The following is a 21,266-nucleotide window of genomic DNA, read 5'->3' on the forward strand; positions in this document are numbered from 1 at the left end:
CTATTACCTATTACCTATTACCTATTACCTATTACCTATTACCTATTACCTATTACCTATTACCTATTACCTATTACCTATTACCTATTACCTATTACCTATTACCTATTACCTATTACCTATTACCCATTACCTATTACCTATTACCTATTACCTATTACCTAGTTTGGCCTTTGTCTAAACTTCCCACACCCAACACCCCACACCCCACACCCTACTCCCTATTCCCGACTGCCTAAAAATCCTCTAGCATCCATTCTGAGGACCGCCCACCTAGTTCGATCGGAATACTAACCACTTTCCCCAGTCGTGGACGCTCACGGGTGTTGTTAATGAATTGTTGCAGCTGGCTGGCTCCTCCCCAACCTCGGATATAGTTGGCTACTGTATCTAAATGCTCTAGGTACTCAGCTTCGGAAAGGGGAAAGGATTGCTGCTCCAGATACTTCCACATAATCTGAACAAAGATTTTCCCTTGAGTCCTCCGAATCTGGATGTCATAGGAGCGTCCCCACTTATTGAGCAGGAGTTGGTGCAAGTCCTGTCCTGTCATAGCTCTTGCCCTAACTTAATGTTTACATTTCGTTACAAATACAACGCTTCTTAACTTTATGATAAAGCGTAAAAGAATGTAATAATACTTATAGTTGAAGCCGTGAATCCTTATATTGCAGGGATTTGGGCAACCCTGTCCAGTGGTTGAATCACACTACAGTTATAAAAGCAGGGTTCAAAAAATTCTGGTAATTTTCCCAGAATTGTAAAAAAAGTATACCTTTAGGCGTTCAGTTATGGCTCAAGCTTCTGGCTCTGCAGACGTTCCAGATATGGGGCGTCGCCAATTTATGAACCTCTTGGCGTTTGGGACAATTACGGGCACATTTGTTGGAGCTCTCTACCCAATCGTTAAGTATTTTATCCCCCCATCCAGTGGTGGGGCTGGTGGTGGTGTCACAGCTAAAGATGCTTTGGGCAATGACATCATGGTCAGCGAGTTTTTAGCTAGTCACAATGTAGGCGATCGCACCCTGACTCAAGGTCTCAAAGGGGATCCCACCTATGTGATTGTTACTGAAGATCAAGGTCTCGAAGCTTACGGTCTCAATGCGGTTTGCACTCACTTAGGCTGTGTTGTGCCTTGGAATGCTAGCAAGAACCGGTTCATCTGTCCTTGCCATGGATCTCAGTATGACAATACTGGCAAGGTAGTACGCGGACCAGCGCCTTTGTCTCTAGCTTTGGCACACGCTACGTTAACGGAAGACGACACCCTAGTCTTCAGCACCTGGAAAGAAACTGACTTCCGCACTGGTGAAGAACCTTGGTGGAGTTAATTGCTTTAGTCCTTAGTCCTTAGTTTTTAGTTAATTGACTAGTGCTAATCAACCATTAGCAATTAACAAGTTGCAATTTTTAAATTACCAATTTTTGAGTTTTTTGGCTTAGTGATGAGAACACCTGATGTATCGGTGATGGTTAACCGTGGCAAGGGGATGATTGCCAGAACTATTGTCTTGGTTGTGGCAGCTGTGGCCCTTTTCTTTGCCAGTGATCTGGCAGTTCCCCAGTCAGCTGCTGCCTATCCCTTCTGGGCACAGGAAACTGCGCCAGAAACCCCTCGTGATGCCACTGGTAAGCTGGCTTGTGCTAATTGCCACCTAGCAGAGAAACCGACAGAAGTGGAAATTCCCCAATCGGTACTGCCAGATACTGTATTTGAAGCTGTGGTTAAGATCCCCTATGACCTAGAAGCACAAGAGGTCTATGGTGATGGTTCTAAAGGTGGCTTACAGGTCGGTGCCGTGGTGATGTTACCCGAAGGTTTCAAGATTGCTCCTCCTGACCGGATTCCGGAGGAAATGCAAGAAGAAACCGAAAACATGTACTACCAACCTTACAGCGAAGACCAGGAAAATATAATACTCGTTGGTCCTCTACCAGGTGAGGAGTATCAAGAAATTGTGTTCCCAGTTCTGTCTCCTGACCCCAGAACTGAGCAAGATATCTATTTTGGTAAATACCAGCTTCATGTCGGTGGTAACCGGGGACGGGGTCAGGTTTACCCCACTGGAGACCTTAGCAATAATAATGCCTTCAATGCCTCTGCCACTGGTGAAATTACCAAAATTTCATTTGAAGAGTATGTTGGCTACGACGTCACTATCAAGACCCCAGATGGCGAGACTGTAGTTGATACGGTTCCCCCTGGCCCAGAGTTACTGGTTGCTGAAGGAGATCAGGTAGTATCAGGACAACCTCTGAGTACTGATCCTAATGTTGGTGGATTTGGTCAAAGGGATGTGGAAGTGGTCTTACAAGACCCAGCTCGGATTAAGTGGTTGATGCTATTCATCGGCGCGATTATGCTATCTCAAGTGTTGCTAGTTCTGAAGAAGAAGCAAGTAGAGAAAGTGCAAGCTGCTGAAATGAATTTCTAGTATTAAGTGGCTGGTTTAGAGGTCACAAAGCGCGTTTGTATCTGGGTTGTAAACACAATTCTTGGCGAAAAAGGCAAGAGGCAAAAGGCAAAAGGCAAGAGGGTAAAGAGATCCTCAGTTTTATTGTCCAATAACAAAATCCTTGCTAGGTTTACATCTCATTTATAAACGCGCTTATTGCAATAGTTATTGGTTAAAGGTTGACAGTTGATGGTTGTAGGGATTTATAGTTGTGTCCCTTGACTACATCAATGGTCAACCTTTGTTTATCACACCTGTTGATCATCCAATAGTGGTCGATCATTCTGCAACTTCTGTATCAGTGGGAGCACTTTTTGATCAGAATAACGAATGGCTCTAATCGCTATAAAGGTTTCGAGAATCGGCTTCAAGTAGCGCTGGGCATCTTCATAACCACGCTTTTTGAGTTCTGTGATGCGTTCAGGGCTGAAGTCTAGCAAACTATCAATGAAACCGATAACTGGCGTATTCGATTTATTGATTTGTTGTTCTGGTCTAATTTCAATGATGGTTTGGTCTGGAAAGTTGTGGCGGCTCCAGGTTTCTCCGTTATCTAAGTGAATTACAATGGCAAAAGTACATCCACGAGCGGCTAATGCTCCCAAGGGGATATTATCTCCGAAAGCACCGTCTACATAGAACTGACCATTAACTTCTCGTTGAGGAAATGCCAAGGGAATGGCAGCACTGGCAAGGAGTAAATTATAGAGAGTTTCATCATCTTGGCAGTCCTGCACGCGAAGCCAGTGGGCGGATGTACCAGCTTGGGCTCGCAAAAGATCGACTAAGGGCATCAGTAAATCGTAGTCTAAGCCTGGTATTTTCAGTGCTGGAAATACTGTTGCCCATAACTCAACTCCCTGTCGCAGCTTAGCCGGGTCTACGGCTTCCCGTAATAGAGTTTCTACAGGTTCAGGGTCAAAGATTGCGTTGTGGTCTTTGGGCAACCCTATCTTTACTAAGAAATCAAACCACCACGTTCTCAGACTTGGGATGAAAGCTTTAGCACCATAGCTTAACATTTTAAGAACTGCACTCTTATTGGGACGGATAACCTGTTTTTGACCTAGTTGCTCCCAAAGTTGATTCAATCGCTGGACACCTTGCGCAAATGATTGACTGGATGCGAGAACAGCGCCATTAAGGGTGCCGATGCTAGTGCCAGCAATAATTTTTGGCTCTAGTCCAATTTCGGCAAGATACTTACATACACCTGCCTGATATGCTCCTTTAGCACCACCACCAGCTAGTACAAGTCCAAATTGGGGGTTTGTGTGTTCCATAGAGATCAACTTGTGATAGTAGGACGGGTTGCCATGATTGCCATACAGTCATTAGCAGTTTCCTGCACAATGGTTTCGACAAATTGTCTTCGATCTGTGGTTTGGTCGATGGGTTGAATGTGAGCGCGACATAGCCCAATTGCACAATGTGCGGGCTTTGGTGGTCTAGCTTCAGGAGGGAGGGCGGCCAGTTCCAGAGTTGTACCAATAGTGAATAGCAAAGGAGTGTTTAAAAGACGCTCTCGCGGCACTGACCGAACCTCCAACAACGCGGCTGCGAATTCTAATGTGCGGTCATTGTCTGCCATGTCTGACCTAGTTTGCTCTAGAAGGTCTGCAAGGGAACAGAATGGATTATCAGGAGTTATATGGGGGTCCGGGATCTCTTGGCTTCTCGGAGACTTGACAATTCGATCGACGAACCACTTACGAAAATATTCTTTATCATATTCTTTATCATTAGATTCGAGTTCATAGCTGGCAACTGCACCACTGAAAACTTGCCGTGCTAAAAAGGCTACCTGTACTACCCAAGGTAGCTTTGTGTAAGTACTCTTTGCTTCCCAGGAAGTTATTATCCTCTCAAATTCCAGATGAGCAGCCGTACTTACTTCTAGGTTATTTATCCTTTCATCCAGTTTCGAGAAACGTGAGTCAATCTCTTTAGTCAAACCTTGCAGCAGAGTTCTTAGTTCTTGATGTTGACTATTTAGTTGTTGCTGGCGGCGAATAGCCTCACGGGCTTCCAGCAATTTTTCCTGGGTAACAGCCAGTGCTACTTGACTAATATCTTGGGAACGAGTTATTTCTAATGCCCATTGGTACAGTGTATTTTGACCAGCGACTATATTTTCAGCTAAGAGGGATTGGCGCTGGGAGTCGCTGCCAGTTAGTAAGTCCCACAGGCGACCCAGACTCCTTTGCTTCTTACCATAGCTGATGAGGTCGCGGTTGACCTGAATACCATTTATTAGGTCAATCAGAGCTTTATCCCTAAGGATAGGGACTCGATACTGAGAGTCTAGTTTTTGAAGATGTGTTATGTAATTAACCATTATTTAATAATAAGGATTCTATCTGTTTGAGATGGTTAGTTACCTTTGTGATTTGTTCGTTATAATAATTTTCTAAAATATTGATTTTTTCCACCATTATTTTCTGTTTTTCCTCAGATTGCTGCTGAGTTGTCAGTGACCAATTCATCAAGTCTTGGTATTCACCTAAGTACTGTTGAAGATTTTGGAAAAAGGTTTCAGTATCCTTTTCAAATTGTTCAATAATGTACTGTTTACTGCCCTGATAAATTCTGTCAATGTTTGTATCGATTAATTCATTAATTTGAGTAATTAAATCGTTCAGGTAGACACTGTATTTGTTACCTACTTGTCGATATCTCTCAACTTTCTTTTTTATTTTAACAAGCCAAAGAAAATAAAATGGTCTGTAAGTTTCATATTCTTGTACGTATCCATACTCCGGTAACTGATTTACTGAAGGTTGAATAGAATCTAGGTCTATTTTTGGTTGTGGCTGTGGTGGTGGTGGTGGAATTTCCAAATCGAAGGCTTTTGATAGTTGCTCCATCGCCTCCTCAATTATTTGCTTTGTCTGACTATCTAATAAGGATCTCAGCTCTTGACGGGATTTTTCTAGTTCTTGTTTAGTCGCGTTACGAATACTGTCAAATAACTTTTCTGTTCTTCCAGTTGCGTAATCAACTGCCAGTTTAGCAAATTCTTCTGCATCTGCTTGACTTGAGAATTTAACTGAATAATCATTATTACCATTGACATCCTTCCAATTGAACGGTAAATTTGATTTCTCTTTAATCCATACCTCAAAAGAAATAAATTCGTCGATTATCTTGTTTACAATCTCTTTTGCTACATCTTGTTGATGCGCCAATTGAATCCATTTTTTCAACGCTTTATTTCGATCATTTGAAAAATAATCGTTACTAGTCACTCGTGCTGCTTCCTTTAGGGGAATAATAAGTCCCTCTAGTTTGTCATTAAGTTTTTTGTGTTTTTGATCTATTTGTATTTTAAGCCTATTGCGACAATTATTAAGACTATGTATTTTAGATTCTAATTCATATTTGTCCTTTTGGGTTTCTTCTACCTTTTTGTCAATAGCTGTTTTCTGTAATCTTACATCCTCTTCGATTTTATTTAAGTAGCTGCAACTTTCTTGAAGTGCTTCCTTCATGGATTTAGGCGCTGCAAAGAGCATTAACTCCTCAATGGCTTTCTTAAGAAATTTATCAAAACCTGATCTTTCTCGCAGCCTCCTAACTTTACGCTCCAGTTCCTCCAAAGAGGCATCTTCAAGATCTTCTTCCCACTCTGCTCCTAGTAAATCTCTGGCAATATCTGGTCGGCTTTTGATATCATCTTTAGCTTTATCTTTATTTTTATCTAGTCCTTGAACAAAGAAATTAGCAGAGAACAGTGCCCAGTGAGCTGATATTTCAAAAACTCTATTTGTATCTTTATTATCACCAGAATCACCTATGCCATATGCCTGTTTGACAAACTCCTTGACTTGCTCAGGAGTCCTGGAACCTTTTCCACGTCTGTCAATCTGGTTTACCAAAACGTATAGGTTATCCTTCCCTCTACCTTGTAACTTTCTTACGTTCTCAACTTCAGTTTTAACTTTATCGTTATCAGTTGCGCCGATTGTGCCAAAATTGAGCATAATCAAAACAACTGCACTTTTTTCAATCTGCTTTCTGATCACAGTCTCTAGTCTCTGCTCTTGTCCAGCTTCATTAGAGCCAGGGGTATCAATAATTACTAGATTCCCGACGTTTGCAGTTTCCTGAGCATCTTGTTGCCAAAAGGGAGTTTCAATGCGCGGAGAATCAAGACCGAGAAGTTCACCAATAGGATCTTCAACTCCATCGATCAGGCTGCACAAACGGATAATGTCATTCAAAACAGTCAGAGTTCCCCGGATGTCATTCAAGTCAAAGGTTTCCTGTTTAGGGACTAGTGAAGGTGAAGACGGATTTTGTTTTTTTTCAAATAATTTAAATAAGTAATCCAGATGTCCATATTTAGCCCTGATCCTTTTCATTTGGTCAGTGTCAAACTCTTGAAGATTGCTCCGCAAAGCCGCAATTGTCTTGCTAAACACAGAAACTACTTGTTGACTCAACTTCAAAATTGGCTGTTCTAATTCAGCTTTAAAGACAACTTCTGTAGGGAGTGTGGTCATGGCATCACTGCGGCTAGGCAGAAGTTCCTGCCCAACAATCGCATTGATAGCTGTAGACTTACCTGCCTTCATGGGCGCGATAATCGACATGACTAATTCCAGATTTTCCACCTGCTGTTTGGCAGTATCTACTTCCTGCTTAAATTTAGTGTATTTTTTATTTAAATTTTCTTCTCCTAGTATGTTACTAGCAGTCGTCATCAGTTCACTGATTTGATCCAGTCGTGTAATAACGTCTTGTTGTAAACCCTCAATATCAAACTTTAAGTCTCTCGAATACATTGCTTCTACCTCTGCTCCTTGCGTCACGTTAATAACAGATGAACCAAAAACATCCAAAGCTATGGGAGTCGTTTTTTTCCTTCCGACTGTTACACCAATCTTTAATCTATCGCCACCCATAGTGTAGGTCGTCCGACAGATTTCCATCCACTCAATCAGCGTTTGCTGTTGAGTAGCATCGGGGTAGAGTCGGTAGCAGTATTTGAGTGTTAGTATTCACAGTGTCTTGATCCAGTCGCTCATGGGGGTTTCCCCCAAGACCGCGCTGGGTCGATGAAACCTTGAACAGGGTCGCCTTATTACATGCATATTTAACCCTTTTATGGATAACCGAGCACCCAGAAAGGCGACCCTGTTCTACGGGAACTTCAAACTCTCCAAGACCGCGCTGCATAGCTTGAAAAGCTGTATGCAGTGATTATACACTATTTACTGGTAAGCTAAACACTTTTAATTGTTAAGTTAAGTGACATTGAGTAACTTAACTTAACTTGGGGGAGTTCATGTATAGTATTTCTATTTGAGATGTAAACATAGGATTAAACGCTTTAGGGAACATAAAACTCTGGATCTGGTAACCTTAGTCAGCAATACAGCGTTTGTTTTGATTAGAAAAAATTACAATCTAGTTTACAACTCATTTGTAAAGCCTATATCCCCCGCTAAGCTTCCTTAAGCCCAGGGGTTTTATAGCTCCCCCAAACCCCAAACCCCCTCATATCAAGTTTGGTTGAATACCCATAATTAAGGAGCCCGGGCCCGGGGAGGGTGGGGAGGGTGGGAAGTGTGGGGAGATGGCCAGATGGCCAGATGGCCAGATGGGGGAGATTTTTATTAAGGGTAATTATCCTGACATGATATCATTCATAGTCATCCAGCTGCTCAGAGTTAATGGGGAGAAACTGGATCTTTATATAGGGTTTAGACAATTATGAGTCAAGTTAACTAGTTATGCAATAGTACAACAGTGCTTCTTGGTACCGACTTTGCTGTGATTGAGCTTGGGATATTTGAAAATAACTCCAATTATAGTTGGATGCGATTGACCGTAGGTCACGCTACGCGAACGCAAAAAAATGACTTGATTATAGAGTTGAGGCAGAAGCTTCACGTGTTGAATCCCTGCCAAAAACTTTCTCTTGTTAGTAAAAGCTACCAGGTGGCTTTTATTTTGATAATGCAGAAGCTCCCCATAGGATTGCCTGTGGTAAGATAAAAAAAGAGGATATATCAACTATAAAATACCCCTTGATTAGTTGACTCTATGCTGTTAATTTTTTATCTGAAATCCTCAAGAGTAGTGTTATTTTTTGCCGACAGTTTTACCTGAAAACGGGAGAGCATCTGATCGTTACAAAAAAAATAGAAAAGGATGAACCAGCAATGAATAATAGTGACTTGTATGATCAGGATTTCGTTCTGTGGACTGAGACAACTTGCCAGCAACTCAAAACCAGAAACTTTGATGAGTTGGATATAGACAATTTAATTGAGGAGATAGCATCCTTGGGAAGATCCGATAGACGAGAGCTTCAGAGCCGACTTAAGGTTTTGATGGAACATTTGCTAAAAAGGCAGTACGTAGATTCAGAGCCTGATTATCGAGGCTGGGAAAATACTATCGATGAACAAAGAGAACAGATTAATCTTCTGTTGTCTGAATCTCCTAGCCTTAAGCCTTATCTTGAATCGGTCTTTTCCGATTGCTACAGATATCCACTGAAGAAGGTGAGCAAGAATTATCCATCTGTTAGTTTCCCCCAGAATTGTCCTTTTACTTCTGATATTTTAGATCAAGATTGACTTATCCTAAGCTGGTCTTCATGTAAATTATATTGTTATGACAGCAGGGGAGAGGGTTTGACGGTGCTTCTTTGTACTGAATTTGCTGTGATTGAGATTGGGCTATTTGAAAATAACTCCAATCGGAATCTGATGCGATTGGCCGTTGGCCACGCTACGGGATGAAGCGAAGCTTCCGCGCTTGTGCGATTGACCGTAGGTCACGCGGGGCGCGTTCGCAATAACACGATGATAGCAATCAATCGCTTGCTTAACTCACATTCCACACCCATCTATAGCAAAAAAAAATAGCCGTAGAAATAATATCCACGGCTATTTCAGTGCTGTAAACACTATGTCATGTCTCTCACTTTCCGAATCAATCCGGATGTGATCTTATTTGATTGGCCAAAGGCCACGCTACGCGAACAGACCGGAGTCGTTGCCAGGGGGGAAACCCCCCCAGAAATTTAACCTATTAACGCCAAGTCGAATACTTGGTTGCAAAACTAATTACTTGCCCTGGAATTCCGGTTGGCTGCAAAGGGCTCCAGTCGGAAACCTTTGCATACCCGAGTGCAGAAAGGGAGTAAATAGTATTGGTGACTCCTTCAGGAGAGCCCTTAATGTACTTAATTCGTTGTTTCTTTTGGTTATACTCCTCAGGATTATTGTTTTGATTCGGGATAAAGTTTTGAGACATGGTTAAGAACCTGAATTATGTTTACAATGATTATTGTAATGATTATAATTATATTTGTCAAGGGTTTTTATAAATTTTTTTTGGGGAGTTAATTTGAGAATGAATTTAAAAAAACGAACGCATAACTTTAGGGAACGCAGGTAAGCTGATGTAAATTTAAATTCGTTATTTCTTGTTCCCAGACCCGGTGGTGCGTTACGGGACGGGCTATGTCAACACTGACTGCGAAACGTAATATCAGGGCGAGCCGTCCCTAACGCACCCTACGCAGCTGCTATATCAATTAGCACTTATTACCTGTAAAGCGGTAAACTTAAAATCACGGAAAGTTTCGGAAACAATCTGCTCATTACCACGAAATTCTTGTTTTTCATAACTACCATTGTTTAACACCAGCACAGTTACTAATTGCTCTTGGGGGTCAATAATCCAATATTCAGGAATAGCCCTTTCTTGGTATTGTTGTAGTTTCTCTACATAATCACGTCGGTAGTTTTCATCCCTTTGGTTTTTGTAGGGGCTAACTACTTCAGCAACAAACTGTGGGGGAAGCATATCAAGGGTGATAGTTAGGCGTTTTTCGGTTTGGATAAGATGTTCTTCTCTAATTACTACCAAATCAGGATAGCGGTTTTGAGGATTTCCTGGAACTTGTAATTCACAACTGTGCGTTTTAATTAACCGGCGTTTAATTAGTTGTGCTAATTGGAGCATTAGGCAAGTTGCTATCCAATTGTTTGGTTCACCCTCAGGCGGCAATTCTACTAACTCCCCATCAAACAGCTCATAACGATTATCTGTGCCATCATCATATTCCAGGTATTCCTCAAAAGTGAGTTTGGAGGTGGTTTTAACCATGGGGCCCTCGCAATTACTGAATTAAATGGTACAGTTTTTATTATAACATTTTTTTAATTATATTTGGCAATATTATTTTTAATAATATGTTAATTTAAGTAACAGGTGACATTAGTAAATAGAGCCACTTTATTTAGTCTAATCCCAATTAAATGACATTCCTAAATACTCTTCTAACTTCTGATTATGAGGTCGAAAGAAGTCAGTTAACATTTGTCTCAAGTCTTGACTAATGGGAGTGTAAGACCTACCATTGCATTTGGGGTATTGAAAAAACTTCTGATCAGATAAACCCAAAAATGCAATGATGGTACTCATCACAATCTTGGGATTGCTATAGAAGTCTTCACTCTTCACTATTAAAAATTGTTCTTTTGGAAAAATCTCCATCCATCGTTTTAACTTATAGACGTACAGACTTCCTAACAAATTATTTGGGTGTCGATAACCGGTCTGTAATAGCTCTGATTCGGTTAAAGTTTGCAGTCGTTGCTTTTCTAGAGCTAGGGCATCTTCTAGACTGCGCTTTTCTCGACCATGATAAAAATTGTGATAGTAACAAGAGATGGCGCGATCAACGGGATTTCTCAATAAAACAATGAGCTTAACCTTGGGGAAAAACTGAAACATCCGTTGGGCAGATTCAGTGCAGTCAAAATAATTAGGACTTGCTTCTCCAGCTAAGAAATTAGGAGTGTCGGTAATGGATGGAAAATGGGCGAGATACCAATCAATCCCTTGATTATAATATTTACTGAAAAAATTTAACTCTTTTTTATGAGGAGACATAATTTGTGGATAACGACTCAGATACATATATAATGAAGATGTACCACATCTAGCCGCTCCAATAATCACGAAGTCTGGACCATGCTCTTTTTTAGGTTTCCAGTCAACCTCGGCCAGGTTGGGATTGGATGCAACTGCCTTTTTATAAGCGCTAGTTTGGTAACAGCTAATCGCCTCTTCAAGTTGCCCTTGCTCGGTTAGCACATCCCCTAAATTCCCCCAAGCCAGAGGAAAATCTGGTTCCCGTTCGATGCACTGTCGATAAAAGGTGATAAGTTGCTGTAACTGTTCTGATTCAATCCAGGTGTACTGTAGGTCTACATAAGCTCGCTTAAAACAGGGGTCAAGCTCAATCGCTTTTTGATAAGACTCAATGGCTTCTTTGAATCGACTTTGCCCTCTAAGGAGTTGACCTAACTGATGATAATCTTTAGCGCTAGAGTTGGGATTACTATCGACCAATTGTCGATAGTAGTTCATGGCTTGGTGATTTCGAGGATTATTCTCGACCGCCTGTTGATAAAGTGCGATCGCATCTTCCATCTTGCCCTGGGATTTGAGTATCTCCCCCAAACGATAGTAAACTTGGAGTAAATTGGGCTTTAACTGAAGCGCTTGTCGATAACAGGTGATGGCTTGGTCTGGTTTGCCTAGAGACCACAGCCTGTTGCCCAACTTAACATGCTCCTCTGGTTTAGCCCAATTCGGCTCTAGGGTTAGGGCTTGATACCAACACTCCGTAGCTTCTGCCTCTTGACCTGTCTTAGCGAAGACCCGAGCTAAGTTACGGTAAGCTCCAGCAAATTTGGGGTCAATAGCGATCGCTTTTTCGTAACATGCGATCGCTTCCGGCCACTGTTGCTGTTGAGCATACAGACTACCCCGATTAGCATGGTCTTTAGCCAACTTTGATTGAATTTTCACCACCTTGAGCTGGCTCTGGGTTTGGTCAACAGAGTCGTGATCATGACCCGAAGATTGCTTGATATCCCTTGACATCGTTACCGTTAAGAAGCTATTTTTTTAACAATCAGTAGACGAGCCTGATGCAGAATCTCAAACTGACCCTTAACTGAATCTAGAAACCTATTAATCCCAATTTTAGGCGCTTCTTGTGGTTTAGCCGGATTGCTCCATCCATAGTTATTAACGATCATCAGCCCCCCAACCTTGAGCAGCTTCCAACAAAGTAAAGCATTTTGCTCAGCAATGGTAGCTTTGTGACGCCTATCGCGAATGTTAGCTAAATCATAGCAATTGCTATCAAGGGAATTAAGCAACTGCTCAGGTTTTCCCTCTAACCTAGTCACCTTTTCCGCTGCTTCAGTTTTAGCGATATTAGCAGCAAACTCTTCCTGAAAGTATGGCGAAACACAGGTTAATCGAGCTGAGGAGTTAGTCAGGATTTTATCAAGTAACCAGCAAGCGGAATTACCTTGAAAACTCCCAATTTCCAGACACTGAGCATCAGCCACACCAGCTAGGGGCTGCAAGTGTTCTTCCCAGACCGGAATTTTAAAGGTAAACCGATCCTCAGTGAATCGATAATCCTTCTGAGCACACTGATGCCAACCCCGCAATTGAGCAGCTTTTTGATAACAACTGTAGGCTTCGGTCAATTCACCTTTTTTTACCAAAGCATCCCCGAGTTGAACATAAGTCCAGGGATAGTCACCCACTGTCGCAATTACCGCACGGCATGATACAATCGCTTCATCCCACTTCTGCTGTTGAATCAACAGTTGGATCAGTTCCCGATAAGCTCCAGGGAAATTTGGATCAACCTCAATCGAGCGGCGAAACGCTGCAATCGCTGTGTCCACCATTCCTTGTTTGAGCCAAATCCCAGCAATTTTATAGTGCCCCTTAGCTTGATTTGGGTCAAGGTCGAGTAACTTACGATAACATGCGATCGCATTATCCCACTTCCCCTGGGCTATCAAACAGTCTCCTAACTCGTAGTAAGCTGCCCATAGGCTGGAGTCACGCTCAATCGCATTTTGGAAGCAAGCAATGCCTCGATCCGGTTTACCCTGAGCCAGGAACGCTTTCCCTAGTTTATAATGTCCCTGAGCCTTTGCTGATTGGGGTTTCAGCCTCAGAGTCTGATACCAACACTCAATTTCCTCGTCTTTGTTCCCCAGCTGAGAATAGATTTCTGCCAAACTCCAGTAAGCCTCAGCAAAATCTGGCTGGAGGCTAAGAGCATGGTAGTAGGATGCGATCGCTGCTTGCCACTGTTGTTGACTAGTGTATAAACTCCCTATTTTAGCATAGACTTGCACTAAATTCGGTTTTTCATCGAACACTCTAGAGTGCCAGAAAATTGCGTCATCAAACCGACCCATCCCTTGCAAGATATTGCCTAAAACTCGGCAAGTCGAGGCAAAATCAGCTCGATTTGGGGATGGACTTTCCAACGCTTGCTCACAAGCGGCAATTGCTTCAGTTAAGTAATTGTACATGATGAGAGGGAACAGCGGAACAGGGAACAGGGAGCAGGAAACAGCGATGCAGCGCTACTTGATTAACTTTTGCCTGTTGCCTTTCCTTCATAAAACATGTTCACAACTCAAATCAAGCATTCAGCGGTCAGCGGTCAGCGGTCAGCGGTCAGCGGTCAGCGGTCAGCGGTCAGCGGTCAGTGGTCAGTGGTCAGCCGTTGGCCAATGGCCACTCAAGTATCGTGGCACAGGGTTCTAGCCTATGATGTAAAGCATAACCTGATTGCTGATAGCTGATTGCTGCTTACTGATTGCTGCTTACTGATTGCTGCTTACTGATTGCTGCTTACTGATTGCTGATTGCTGATTGCTGATTGCTGATTGCTGATAACTGACCTACTAGAGTATCTCAAAACCATCGTCAGTTTTATTAATTTCAACATCCAAACCTGAACTCAATTGAGCAATGGTTTCCCCATCGACTTTTAGCTCACCAGTGATCGAGTCGTAAGTCACGTTAGTCTGGTCATCAACCCCAGGAATCACGATCCGATCTTCTCCAGAGTTAAACTCAGTAATAATATCCGGTTGATTGTCAAAGAACTCGAAGGTAAATGTATCATGTCCAGGACCTCCGATCGCCACATCAGTGCCTGGTCCTATGATCAGGTTATCATTTCCTTCTCCACCCAGCACCACATCATCCCCTTCATCGCCAGTGATTTGGTCATCCCCTGCTTGCCCCAAGAGCACATCATCCCCGTCACCACCACTAACTTCATCGGTTCCGTCACCAGTCTGAATAACATCTAGACCATCGCTCCCATCAACAAATACTGGTTTATCGTCTGGTCCTAAAATCACGAAGCCATCTTCATTAGTTGGGATAACTTCAAGATCTGGGTCAGCAACAATAGAAGACATCTACTATAACTCCTTCTTTATCCTAGTTGATATTACCACCTATCAACTATAATTTATTACAGAATTTTTAGCCACAAACAAGATTAGTTTTTTTGATTATCAAATAGTTAGTGGTTATACCGAACATAGTGTGTATAAAACCGCGCTTATTGACCACTAGGTCTGATGGGACTGGTTATTTCTCAAAAAACATTCTATTAAAAACTCAAAGTCCCGCCCAATAAGGATTATTTATAGCAATTATTCCCTAATATTGTTACACAGCAAGTTTGGTAGAGCCCAAATATTTTTACTGAATCCATGGCATCATTTGCCTCCTTATTGGTTATGCACCCTTGAGCATAGCTGATTTAGACCAGTAATTTGAATTACTGAATAAAGGGAATCTAAGTTAACTAAGATATCTTCTGTTAGTGAGCTGGTATACATGAGTTTACGAATAGGTTGACAGTCAAAGTTTTCTCCTTTTAAATAGTAATGTTTCAGTCCCAGCTGTTGGCTAATCATCCAGTAATCTGTTCTCACATAATTCGGTGACACTAGTTCTATGATTTGAGTACCAGGGCGACAAAATACAGTATTGCTCAAACCAGCGCCATGGGGAGCAACAATTGCTTTGACAGAAGCAAATAAAGCAACTTGTTCCCTCACAGACAGGCTTTCTAGGGCAATGGTAATAAAACCAAATTGGGATAGCAGCTCCTTGACCTCAGTTTCGTTGAGAACTTGTCGATGTCTGGCTTGAGCTCTAGTGATGTAGATCCGCTCTGGGTATCTTAATTCCAGAGTTTGCGGTAAAAACCTCTGTCTGAGAAAGTTAATAGTACCCTTCGGTACCCAATCAAAATGTCCAGGAAAGGAGGGTAAGACTAACTCCTGGGCTTGAATATGGGGGTAGCGATCGCTGGAGATAATTTTGTTAGCAGGAATGCCTAACCAATTGAGGGTTTCTTGTTGAAAGGGTTGCTGTGGCGTGTTGATCAAAAACCAATCAATCTTAGGGAAATCTATCCCACTGCGGCGCAGGATTTCAATTCTAGGCAGGACATCAAACATCCAGTGGTAGTAGCCATGTCCCGACAATCCCGATAGAACCGCTACTGTGCCATCTATGTACTCTAAAGGCGGCATCTGCTCCAGACTAAATATTAGATGCTTTCTGGGGTCGTAATTCTCACATCCAGGTAAATACCATGGGTAATTTCGAGAGACGTCAGATAGCAAATAATCATCTGGAGTAATGATGGCGATGCTATGACAAATCTTCCAGTAACTGCTTTGGGGGGCAATCCAAGCCCGTCCTTGTGGGATAGTCGCCACAAAGACAGTAGGGGAATCCACAGACAGTGTTTCCGGTGGGTTACACTGATAGACCCTCTTGCCGAGATGAATTGACTGAAACTGGCTACACAGTCGTCTCATACATCGATTACAGGTAACACCGCCACATTGAGACCGGGATTGAGACTGAGCCTGAGACTGGGACTGGCTGGGTTCAACAGATATAGGAGCCAGGGCAGAAACTGGCGGCGCTACCATGGACATGGTGTTGAGATGCTTTGGGAAACCATTGTCCTGTAAACCATGGTTCACAGAAACTTCAAATTCCCTCGATCCCGTATATTGCCAATCCTTCTCGATGGTTGACCAAGGTACCTCTATGTAGTAGCAGCCATGGCACTCTGTCCTCATATACCAGTCCCTGGTTGTTTCATAAATCCCCTTGATCGGGTGAGGGGGTTGGGAGGTGAGAGGGTTAGCACTATAGTTATCTCTCGGCAAGACTCCGAGACTGCCAAGGTTACCGCTGCCCTTGCCCTCTTCTAAGTGCATATGCCAGAGGGCTTCGTAGTATTCAAGGGCTTGCTGGAACCGCTTTTGTTTGCTCAAGACTTGCCCTAACCGTAGATAAATCTGAGGATGAGCTGGTTGCAAGGCTAAACCCATGTGATAAGCCATCACTGCTGCATCCAGTCGCTGCTGCTCGGCTAAACAATCCCCTAACCGTATATACAACTCAACCTGGTCTGGCTGAATCTGTAAAGCTTTCTGGTAATACATTTGAGCCTGCTTTGCTGCACCATACTCAAACAAGGTATCCCCTAAATACAGATAAGTCTGCCACAGATAAAGGCAGACTTGGAAAGTATCCTCTTTGTTCCGTAGTGCCTCAAGAAATCCAGAACAATAGATTTGCGATCGCTCAAGTATGTCCTGGCCTGGTAAACCTTTAGCACGTTGGCAATAAGCCTCCACAAAAGCTGGTTGCAATGCGATCGCTTTTCGTAAATAGTCAAAGGCTAGGGCTAGTTTCCCCTGAGCCATCAGGGCGCTGGCGCATTCACTGTAGGTCAATATCTGTTCTGGATCCAGCCTAAGCAGCCTTTCAAAGTACTGCACTGCTACCGGATAATTCCCCTTCTGTTGCCATAACCGACCCAGATTTAAGTAAGCTGATTTTAGATCTGGGTTTAACTCAATCGCACTACTGTATGCCACCAGAGCCTCAGCTGCCTTACCTTGTGCTTGCAGCACCTTACCCAGATTATTATACAGAGTGCCCCACTTAGGATTATGGTCGATACCTTGTTGGTCGATACCTTGTTGATAGACCGCCTTTGCTGCCTCGAATTGTTTTAGCTCGTAGAGAACACAGCCCAAGTTATTATAAGCGCTGAGGTAATCTGGCTGGTTGGTAATGGCTTGGCGATAACTGTTGGTGGCTTCCTTTAACTGACCCCGTTCACCATACAACACTCCTAGGTGATAGTGGGCTTTGGCATCCTTGGGGTTAAGAGCGATCGCTTGCTGATAGCTTTCTTTGGCAGCATCCCACTCCCACAGCTTGTGCCTGGTGATGCCTAGATTGTAATGGTACTCAGCCTGACCGGGTTGTAGCCAAACAGCCTGTTGATAATGCCATTCTGCTGTTGAGAGATCCTTGAGTTTACTATATAACTCACCTAAGCAGGCATGAGTTTGAGCTTGCTCCGGTTGGAGTTGCACCGCTTTACTATAGGCATAAATTGCTTGCCTGGGCTTTCCCTGAGCAGCTAGGGCAAAGCCTAGTAAGACATTGAATTCCCCAGAATCAGGCTGCCGTTTCAGGGCTTGGCGACAACAAGCAACGGCTTGACTCCATTGCTTCTTGGCTAAATAAGCCTTGACTTGTTGGTAAGTTGGTTCAACCTTGATCATTAGGCAGCTTTGATACTCCCATCGCTAAATCACGGGATTATAGCGTTCGCGAAGCGGCTCCTAGGTCGCTGGGATTCTTAAGATTACAAAACTCTTAACGGCTGAACCAAACAGCCTCTAGACTCTCCGATTAAATCCTTGAGCTTACTTGTCTTTTGGTCTACGCTCTTAGCAGGGGCTTTTCAGCTTGCGCGCAAACCTGCACTTTTTGAGCGATTTAATATGCCTTTATCTTAGCATAGATTATCAAAAAGCGCAACATATCCACTCTCCGATTCCCCTCCCCCTAGGGCGTGTCTTCAAACTCCGAGTACCCCCGTTTCCCTTAAAAAAGGGGGACTTTGAGTATGGCTCCCCCCTTAATAAGGGGGGCTGGGGGGGATCTAATATCTTGCGGAAAACTTTGAAAACACGCCCTAACCCTTCGGGTATAACGGGAGTCCCCTTGGAGTTGAATGATGGGGTTAGAACTAGCTTGGGCAGATGGATAGTTGAACTCTCCCCCGCGTTCAGCCAGCATCGCGGTTTTCAACCGTTAGAGTTTTTATAATTAACGTCTAGTTAAAACGAGTTCAGATCACCGTAACAAAGGACACAAAATTGGTAACTGGTTATTAGCAATTTGTTATTTTTAATTACCTATTAGTCATTACCTAGACGACGAGATTACCTAAACCAGTATATAGCAATTCTACGACTTGTGAGGTACAAATTTCTGGTTTTTAGGGAGCAGGGACTTCGGAGCAGGGACTTCGGAAGAGGGAAGTCGGAAGTGGGAAGAGGGAAAAAATAATGTGTACCTCATAGCTACGAGAAACGCTATATATAGCAGTCGTCAGGGCAGTTAGGACATCGACATTAGTCTCACACCCTTTGTAAGCGATGCAGAGGTGCGACCCGTGGCGAATTTAATTCGCCAACGGAAAAAGCACCATTACGGTCTTGGGGGTTTCCCCCACTCGCTATTGCATCAAGAAGCGCAAGAGTTTGAGTTCTGAGTTCTGAGTTCTGAGTTCTGAGTTCTGAGTTCTGCTATATCAGCTATCAGCTATTAGCTATCAGCTATCAGCTATTGGCCAACGGCCAACGGCTGACGGCTGACAGCTGTTCGCGCAGCACCTCAAGTAGCGCATATGCTTACCTAATTACTATCGGGATTTGTGTAGGAATTGTGAGAATTTTTGATGCCATATTCCCTACTCCCTGTTCCCTACTCCCTGTTCCCTACTCCCAGATCCGCTGTTCCCTGTTGCCTGTTCCCTTTGCTATATAAGGCTATAGCAGTTCTCAATCGGGTCATGGGAGGGTCAGAAATGATACCACAAGTCAGTGTAATTATTCCCGCCTATAATTGCGATCGCTATATTACCGAAGCAGTGGAAAGTGTGCTGAATCAAGAAGCCTGTTCCTATGAGGTAGTGGTCATTGATGATGGTTCAACAGACCAGACTCGATCAGTGTTGCAACCCTATCGCGGACGCATTCGTTACATTTATCAAGAAAACCAAGGAGTCTCCCTGGCCCGGAACCATGGCATTAAACTAGCCTTGGGTGAATTTGTCGCATTCCTTGATGCCGATGACTTTTTTCTGCCAGGTAAGTTAGCTGCCCAGTTAGCAGTATTTGAAGCACAACCCCATCTGGGAATTGTCCATAGTGGTTGGTACCGTGTCGATTCCCAGGGTAAGCGACTAATGACAGTACGTCCATGGGAGAAAGTACCAGAATTAAACTTAGAAAGTTGGCTACTGTGGAAGCCAGTCCTGCCTAGTGCCATGATGTTCCGTCGCCATTGGTTAGAGTCCGTTGGCGGGTTTGACCCCAGGTTTCCACCCGCTGAAGATACAGAAATAGTCCTACGATTAGCCCTCAAGGGTTGTCCTGCCCTTTGGTTGCGTCAGGTAACCGTAGGCTATCGGCAACATCACCAAAGTGCCATGCACAAAGGACTTCCTCAAGCTCGCTCCCTGTCGGCAGCCATTGACAACTTCTTTCAACAGGCTGATTTACCACCAGGCATCCGTCTATTAGAAAATCAGGTGCGTTATGGAACCCTAGTATGGATTGCTTGGTATTTATATAATACAGGACATCCCAGGGAAATGATCAAGTATTTACAGGAAGCTTGGGGCTATAGTCCTTATTTCCCGATGGAGACAGTAGTACATTGGGCAGAGAATTTTGCCGAGTTTTCCAGGAATTGGGGCGGGGAGTTTGATGCTGATGGGTTAGGGAAGTCACCAGAGTGGCAGCAGTTGATGCAATGGGTAATGGCTCAGGGGAGAGAGACGATGTTGGTAGGTGGGTATAGGTTGTACTAACTGAAACTAGTCCATCAGTTGGTAATCAAGACCAGTGATAATATGTTCTGCAGGGATACCAGCGGAAATCAGAGCCGAGGCCAACCCTTCCTCAAAGTTATCTTCTTCAATAACAACTTGGCCATTAACCAAGCGAGCGTGAAACAAAATCGAGTTAATCCAGCGTTGTTTATCCCAGCCAGTAGCCAGAACTAGGAAGTGACCAGTCTCGGTATCGCAAACAGGATAAAGCCGAATCGCTTGTATACTTGGTTGGGCGCGAGTTTCCTCTTGCAGGATTTCTTTCAGAATATCGCCATAGTTTAGTGAGTGATCCATTCAACAATAGCCTCTTGCTCGGGTTCATAAACTAATAAGTTGATTTTATTCCTCTCGACGGCTAGCTGAAAAATTGTTGTTTTGAAATGCCGAAGATAACTTGTTTTACTGATAGCTAAAAACAATAGATCCCCCCTAACCCCCCTTAAAAAAGGGGGGAAACTGTCGTTCTGGCTCTTGTCCCTCCAAAGCCCATTGGTAAAGCTGAAGCTGTCCCATTGTTTTTTCCAGTTCATTAATAACTGAATAAGTAAGCATATGCGCTACAGATGGTGCTACTTGAGGTGCCATCAGCAGTCAGCAGTCAGCTAATCAACGGGAGGTAGTAAACAAGCTGGGGGGTGCTGTTAGGGCTGGTTGAAAATCCCTGCTCGTTTAACTGTAAGCATTCAGCCTACCGCTATCAGCCGTCAGCTTATTTTATTCAAAAGCTGTTTCCTTAGTCTGGCCTACGACCAATGGCACCTAAAGTAGCGCATAAGCTGATAGCTGATAGCTGACGGCTGAATGCTTACATCTCATCTTCCCATCTCTCCATTTCACAATTTTGCCATTTTGCCATCATCTGTAGGTGGAATCACTGAAATGGTTATGGTGAGTGCTTTCAAGGGTCAAGCGTCAACAAAAGTTATACATAACATACAGAAGTTAAACATTAACGCAAACCTATTCGTAAACCGATA

The 21,266-nt window shown here is 43.3% G+C and carries 21 protein-coding genes; 8 read left to right on the top strand and 13 right to left on the bottom strand.

All coding sequences use genetic code 11. The features are described 5' to 3' along the window. Positions 1 to 239 (top strand): hypothetical protein (locus tag F6K64_RS34285; RefSeq protein ID WP_287267755.1); only part of this gene is annotated, 239 nt, incomplete at its 5' end. On the opposite strand, the gene F6K64_RS34290 is transcribed toward F6K64_RS34285, so the two are convergent. Beyond that, the gene (locus F6K64_RS34290) at positions 236 to 553 is read right to left on the bottom strand and encodes a DUF3067 family protein (RefSeq protein WP_287249468.1); all 318 of its coding nucleotides are present in this window, start codon (positions 551 to 553) and stop codon (positions 236 to 238) included. The two genes, F6K64_RS34285 and F6K64_RS34290, sit on opposite strands and share 4 nt — an antisense overlap. Before the next feature lie 238 nt (positions 554 to 791). Between F6K64_RS34290 and petC the strand changes: the two genes are divergently transcribed. Together petC and petA are read left to right on the top strand one after the other, a co-directional pair. Then, entirely contained in the window at positions 792 to 1,334 is a 543-nt protein-coding gene (gene petC / locus F6K64_RS34295; protein WP_008186806.1) for a cytochrome b6-f complex iron-sulfur subunit, read from the top strand. Between the two features lie 114 nt (positions 1,335 to 1,448). Further along, positions 1,449 to 2,438, top strand: a complete 990-nt coding sequence (petA, locus tag F6K64_RS34300) for a cytochrome f (protein ID WP_044493942.1) — start codon at positions 1,449 to 1,451, stop codon at positions 2,436 to 2,438. Between the two features lie 269 nt (positions 2,439 to 2,707). On the opposite strand, the gene F6K64_RS34305 is transcribed toward petA, so the two are convergent. Genes F6K64_RS34305 through F6K64_RS34320 form a run of 4 tightly spaced genes read right to left on the bottom strand, consistent with a single transcriptional unit; the run spans position 2,708 to position 7,640 of the window. Continuing rightward, positions 2,708 to 3,742 (bottom strand): patatin-like phospholipase family protein, encoded by a 1,035-nt coding sequence (locus tag F6K64_RS34305; RefSeq protein WP_287267756.1) that lies wholly within the window; start codon positions 3,740 to 3,742, stop codon positions 2,708 to 2,710. Positions 3,743 to 3,747: 5 nt separating this feature from the next. Further along, on the bottom strand, positions 3,748 to 4,797 hold the full coding sequence (locus tag F6K64_RS34310; RefSeq protein WP_287267757.1) for a diguanylate cyclase regulator RdcB family protein: 1,050 nt from the start codon (positions 4,795 to 4,797) through the stop codon (positions 3,748 to 3,750). Next, a complete protein-coding gene (locus F6K64_RS34315; protein WP_287267776.1) occupies positions 4,790 to 7,462 on the bottom strand; it encodes a dynamin family protein in 2,673 nt (890 codons plus the stop codon). The genes F6K64_RS34310 and F6K64_RS34315 overlap by 8 nt, the downstream gene beginning before the upstream one ends. Next, a complete protein-coding gene (locus F6K64_RS34320) occupies positions 7,398 to 7,640 on the bottom strand; it encodes a hypothetical protein (RefSeq protein WP_287267758.1) in 243 nt (80 codons plus the stop codon). Before F6K64_RS34320 ends, F6K64_RS34315 begins: the two co-directional genes overlap by 65 nt. Positions 7,641 to 8,213: 573 nt before the next feature. Between F6K64_RS34320 and F6K64_RS34325 the strand changes: the two genes are divergently transcribed. Together F6K64_RS34325 and F6K64_RS34330 are read left to right on the top strand one after the other, a co-directional pair. After that, positions 8,214 to 8,462 (top strand): hypothetical protein, encoded by a 249-nt coding sequence (locus F6K64_RS34325; protein ID WP_287267760.1) that lies wholly within the window; start codon positions 8,214 to 8,216, stop codon positions 8,460 to 8,462. 167 nt (positions 8,463 to 8,629) lie between these two features. Beyond that, the gene (locus F6K64_RS34330) at positions 8,630 to 9,049 is read left to right on the top strand and encodes a DUF29 domain-containing protein (RefSeq protein ID WP_287267761.1); all 420 of its coding nucleotides are present in this window, start codon (positions 8,630 to 8,632) and stop codon (positions 9,047 to 9,049) included. A 457-nt stretch (positions 9,050 to 9,506) separates the two neighbouring features. Here the strand turns inward: F6K64_RS34330 and F6K64_RS34335 are convergent, their stop codons facing one another. The 4 genes from F6K64_RS34335 to F6K64_RS34350 all read right to left on the bottom strand — a co-directional run bounded on the left by F6K64_RS34335 (position 9,507) and on the right by F6K64_RS34350 (position 13,843). Further along, entirely contained in the window at positions 9,507 to 9,731 is a 225-nt protein-coding gene (locus F6K64_RS34335; protein WP_287267762.1) for a hypothetical protein, read from the bottom strand. A gap of 279 nt (positions 9,732 to 10,010) precedes the next feature. Next, positions 10,011 to 10,589: a Uma2 family endonuclease gene (locus F6K64_RS34340; protein WP_287267763.1), complete on the bottom strand. Its 579-nt coding sequence runs from the start codon at positions 10,587 to 10,589 to the stop codon at positions 10,011 to 10,013. A gap of 138 nt (positions 10,590 to 10,727) precedes the next feature. Continuing rightward, complete coding sequence (locus tag F6K64_RS34345; RefSeq protein WP_287267765.1) at positions 10,728 to 12,377, bottom strand: tetratricopeptide repeat-containing sulfotransferase family protein; 1,650 nt, start codon at positions 12,375 to 12,377, stop codon at positions 10,728 to 10,730. Positions 12,378 to 12,385: 8 nt separating this feature from the next. Next, complete coding sequence (locus F6K64_RS34350) at positions 12,386 to 13,843, bottom strand: tetratricopeptide repeat protein (protein WP_287267766.1); 1,458 nt, start codon at positions 13,841 to 13,843, stop codon at positions 12,386 to 12,388. Between the two features lie 96 nt (positions 13,844 to 13,939). Here F6K64_RS34350 and F6K64_RS34355 point away from each other — a divergent pair, with 96 nt between their 5' ends. Further along, positions 13,940 to 14,119 carry a hypothetical protein gene (locus F6K64_RS34355; protein WP_287267768.1) on the top strand — a complete coding sequence of 60 codons (180 nt, stop codon included), beginning with the start codon at positions 13,940 to 13,942 and terminating at the stop codon, positions 14,117 to 14,119. 102 nt (positions 14,120 to 14,221) lie between these two features. Here the strand turns inward: F6K64_RS34355 and F6K64_RS34360 are convergent, their stop codons facing one another. Next, positions 14,222 to 14,746 carry a calcium-binding protein gene (locus F6K64_RS34360; protein WP_008186780.1) on the bottom strand — a complete coding sequence of 175 codons (525 nt, stop codon included), beginning with the start codon at positions 14,744 to 14,746 and terminating at the stop codon, positions 14,222 to 14,224. 318 nt (positions 14,747 to 15,064) lie between these two features. Then, positions 15,065 to 17,944, bottom strand: coding sequence for a tetratricopeptide repeat protein (locus tag F6K64_RS34365; RefSeq protein ID WP_008186778.1), 2,880 nt, complete (start codon positions 17,942 to 17,944; stop codon positions 15,065 to 15,067). Between the two features lie 1,072 nt (positions 17,945 to 19,016). On the opposite strand from F6K64_RS34365, the gene F6K64_RS34370 reads away from it, so the two are divergent. Both F6K64_RS34370 and F6K64_RS34375 read left to right on the top strand, forming a co-directional pair. Next, positions 19,017 to 19,217, top strand: a complete 201-nt coding sequence (locus F6K64_RS34370) for a hypothetical protein (RefSeq protein ID WP_287249459.1) — start codon at positions 19,017 to 19,019, stop codon at positions 19,215 to 19,217. A 40-nt stretch (positions 19,218 to 19,257) separates the two neighbouring features. Continuing rightward, the gene (locus F6K64_RS34375; protein WP_287267770.1) at positions 19,258 to 20,265 is read left to right on the top strand and encodes a glycosyltransferase family 2 protein; all 1,008 of its coding nucleotides are present in this window, start codon (positions 19,258 to 19,260) and stop codon (positions 20,263 to 20,265) included. Positions 20,266 to 20,271: 6 nt separating this feature from the next. Here the strand turns inward: F6K64_RS34375 and F6K64_RS34380 are convergent, their stop codons facing one another. Further along, positions 20,272 to 20,583, bottom strand: coding sequence for an element excision factor XisI family protein (locus tag F6K64_RS34380; protein ID WP_008186771.1), 312 nt, complete (start codon positions 20,581 to 20,583; stop codon positions 20,272 to 20,274). Continuing rightward, the gene (locus tag F6K64_RS34385) at positions 20,568 to 20,819 is read right to left on the bottom strand and encodes an element excision factor XisH family protein (protein ID WP_008186770.1); all 252 of its coding nucleotides are present in this window, start codon (positions 20,817 to 20,819) and stop codon (positions 20,568 to 20,570) included. The genes F6K64_RS34380 and F6K64_RS34385 overlap by 16 nt, the downstream gene beginning before the upstream one ends. Positions 20,820 to 21,266 lie beyond the last annotated feature (447 nt).

Source organism: Moorena sp. SIO3A2, assembly GCF_010672265.1.
In the GTDB taxonomy this organism is placed as follows: domain Bacteria; phylum Cyanobacteriota; class Cyanobacteriia; order Cyanobacteriales; family Coleofasciculaceae; genus Moorena; species Moorena producens.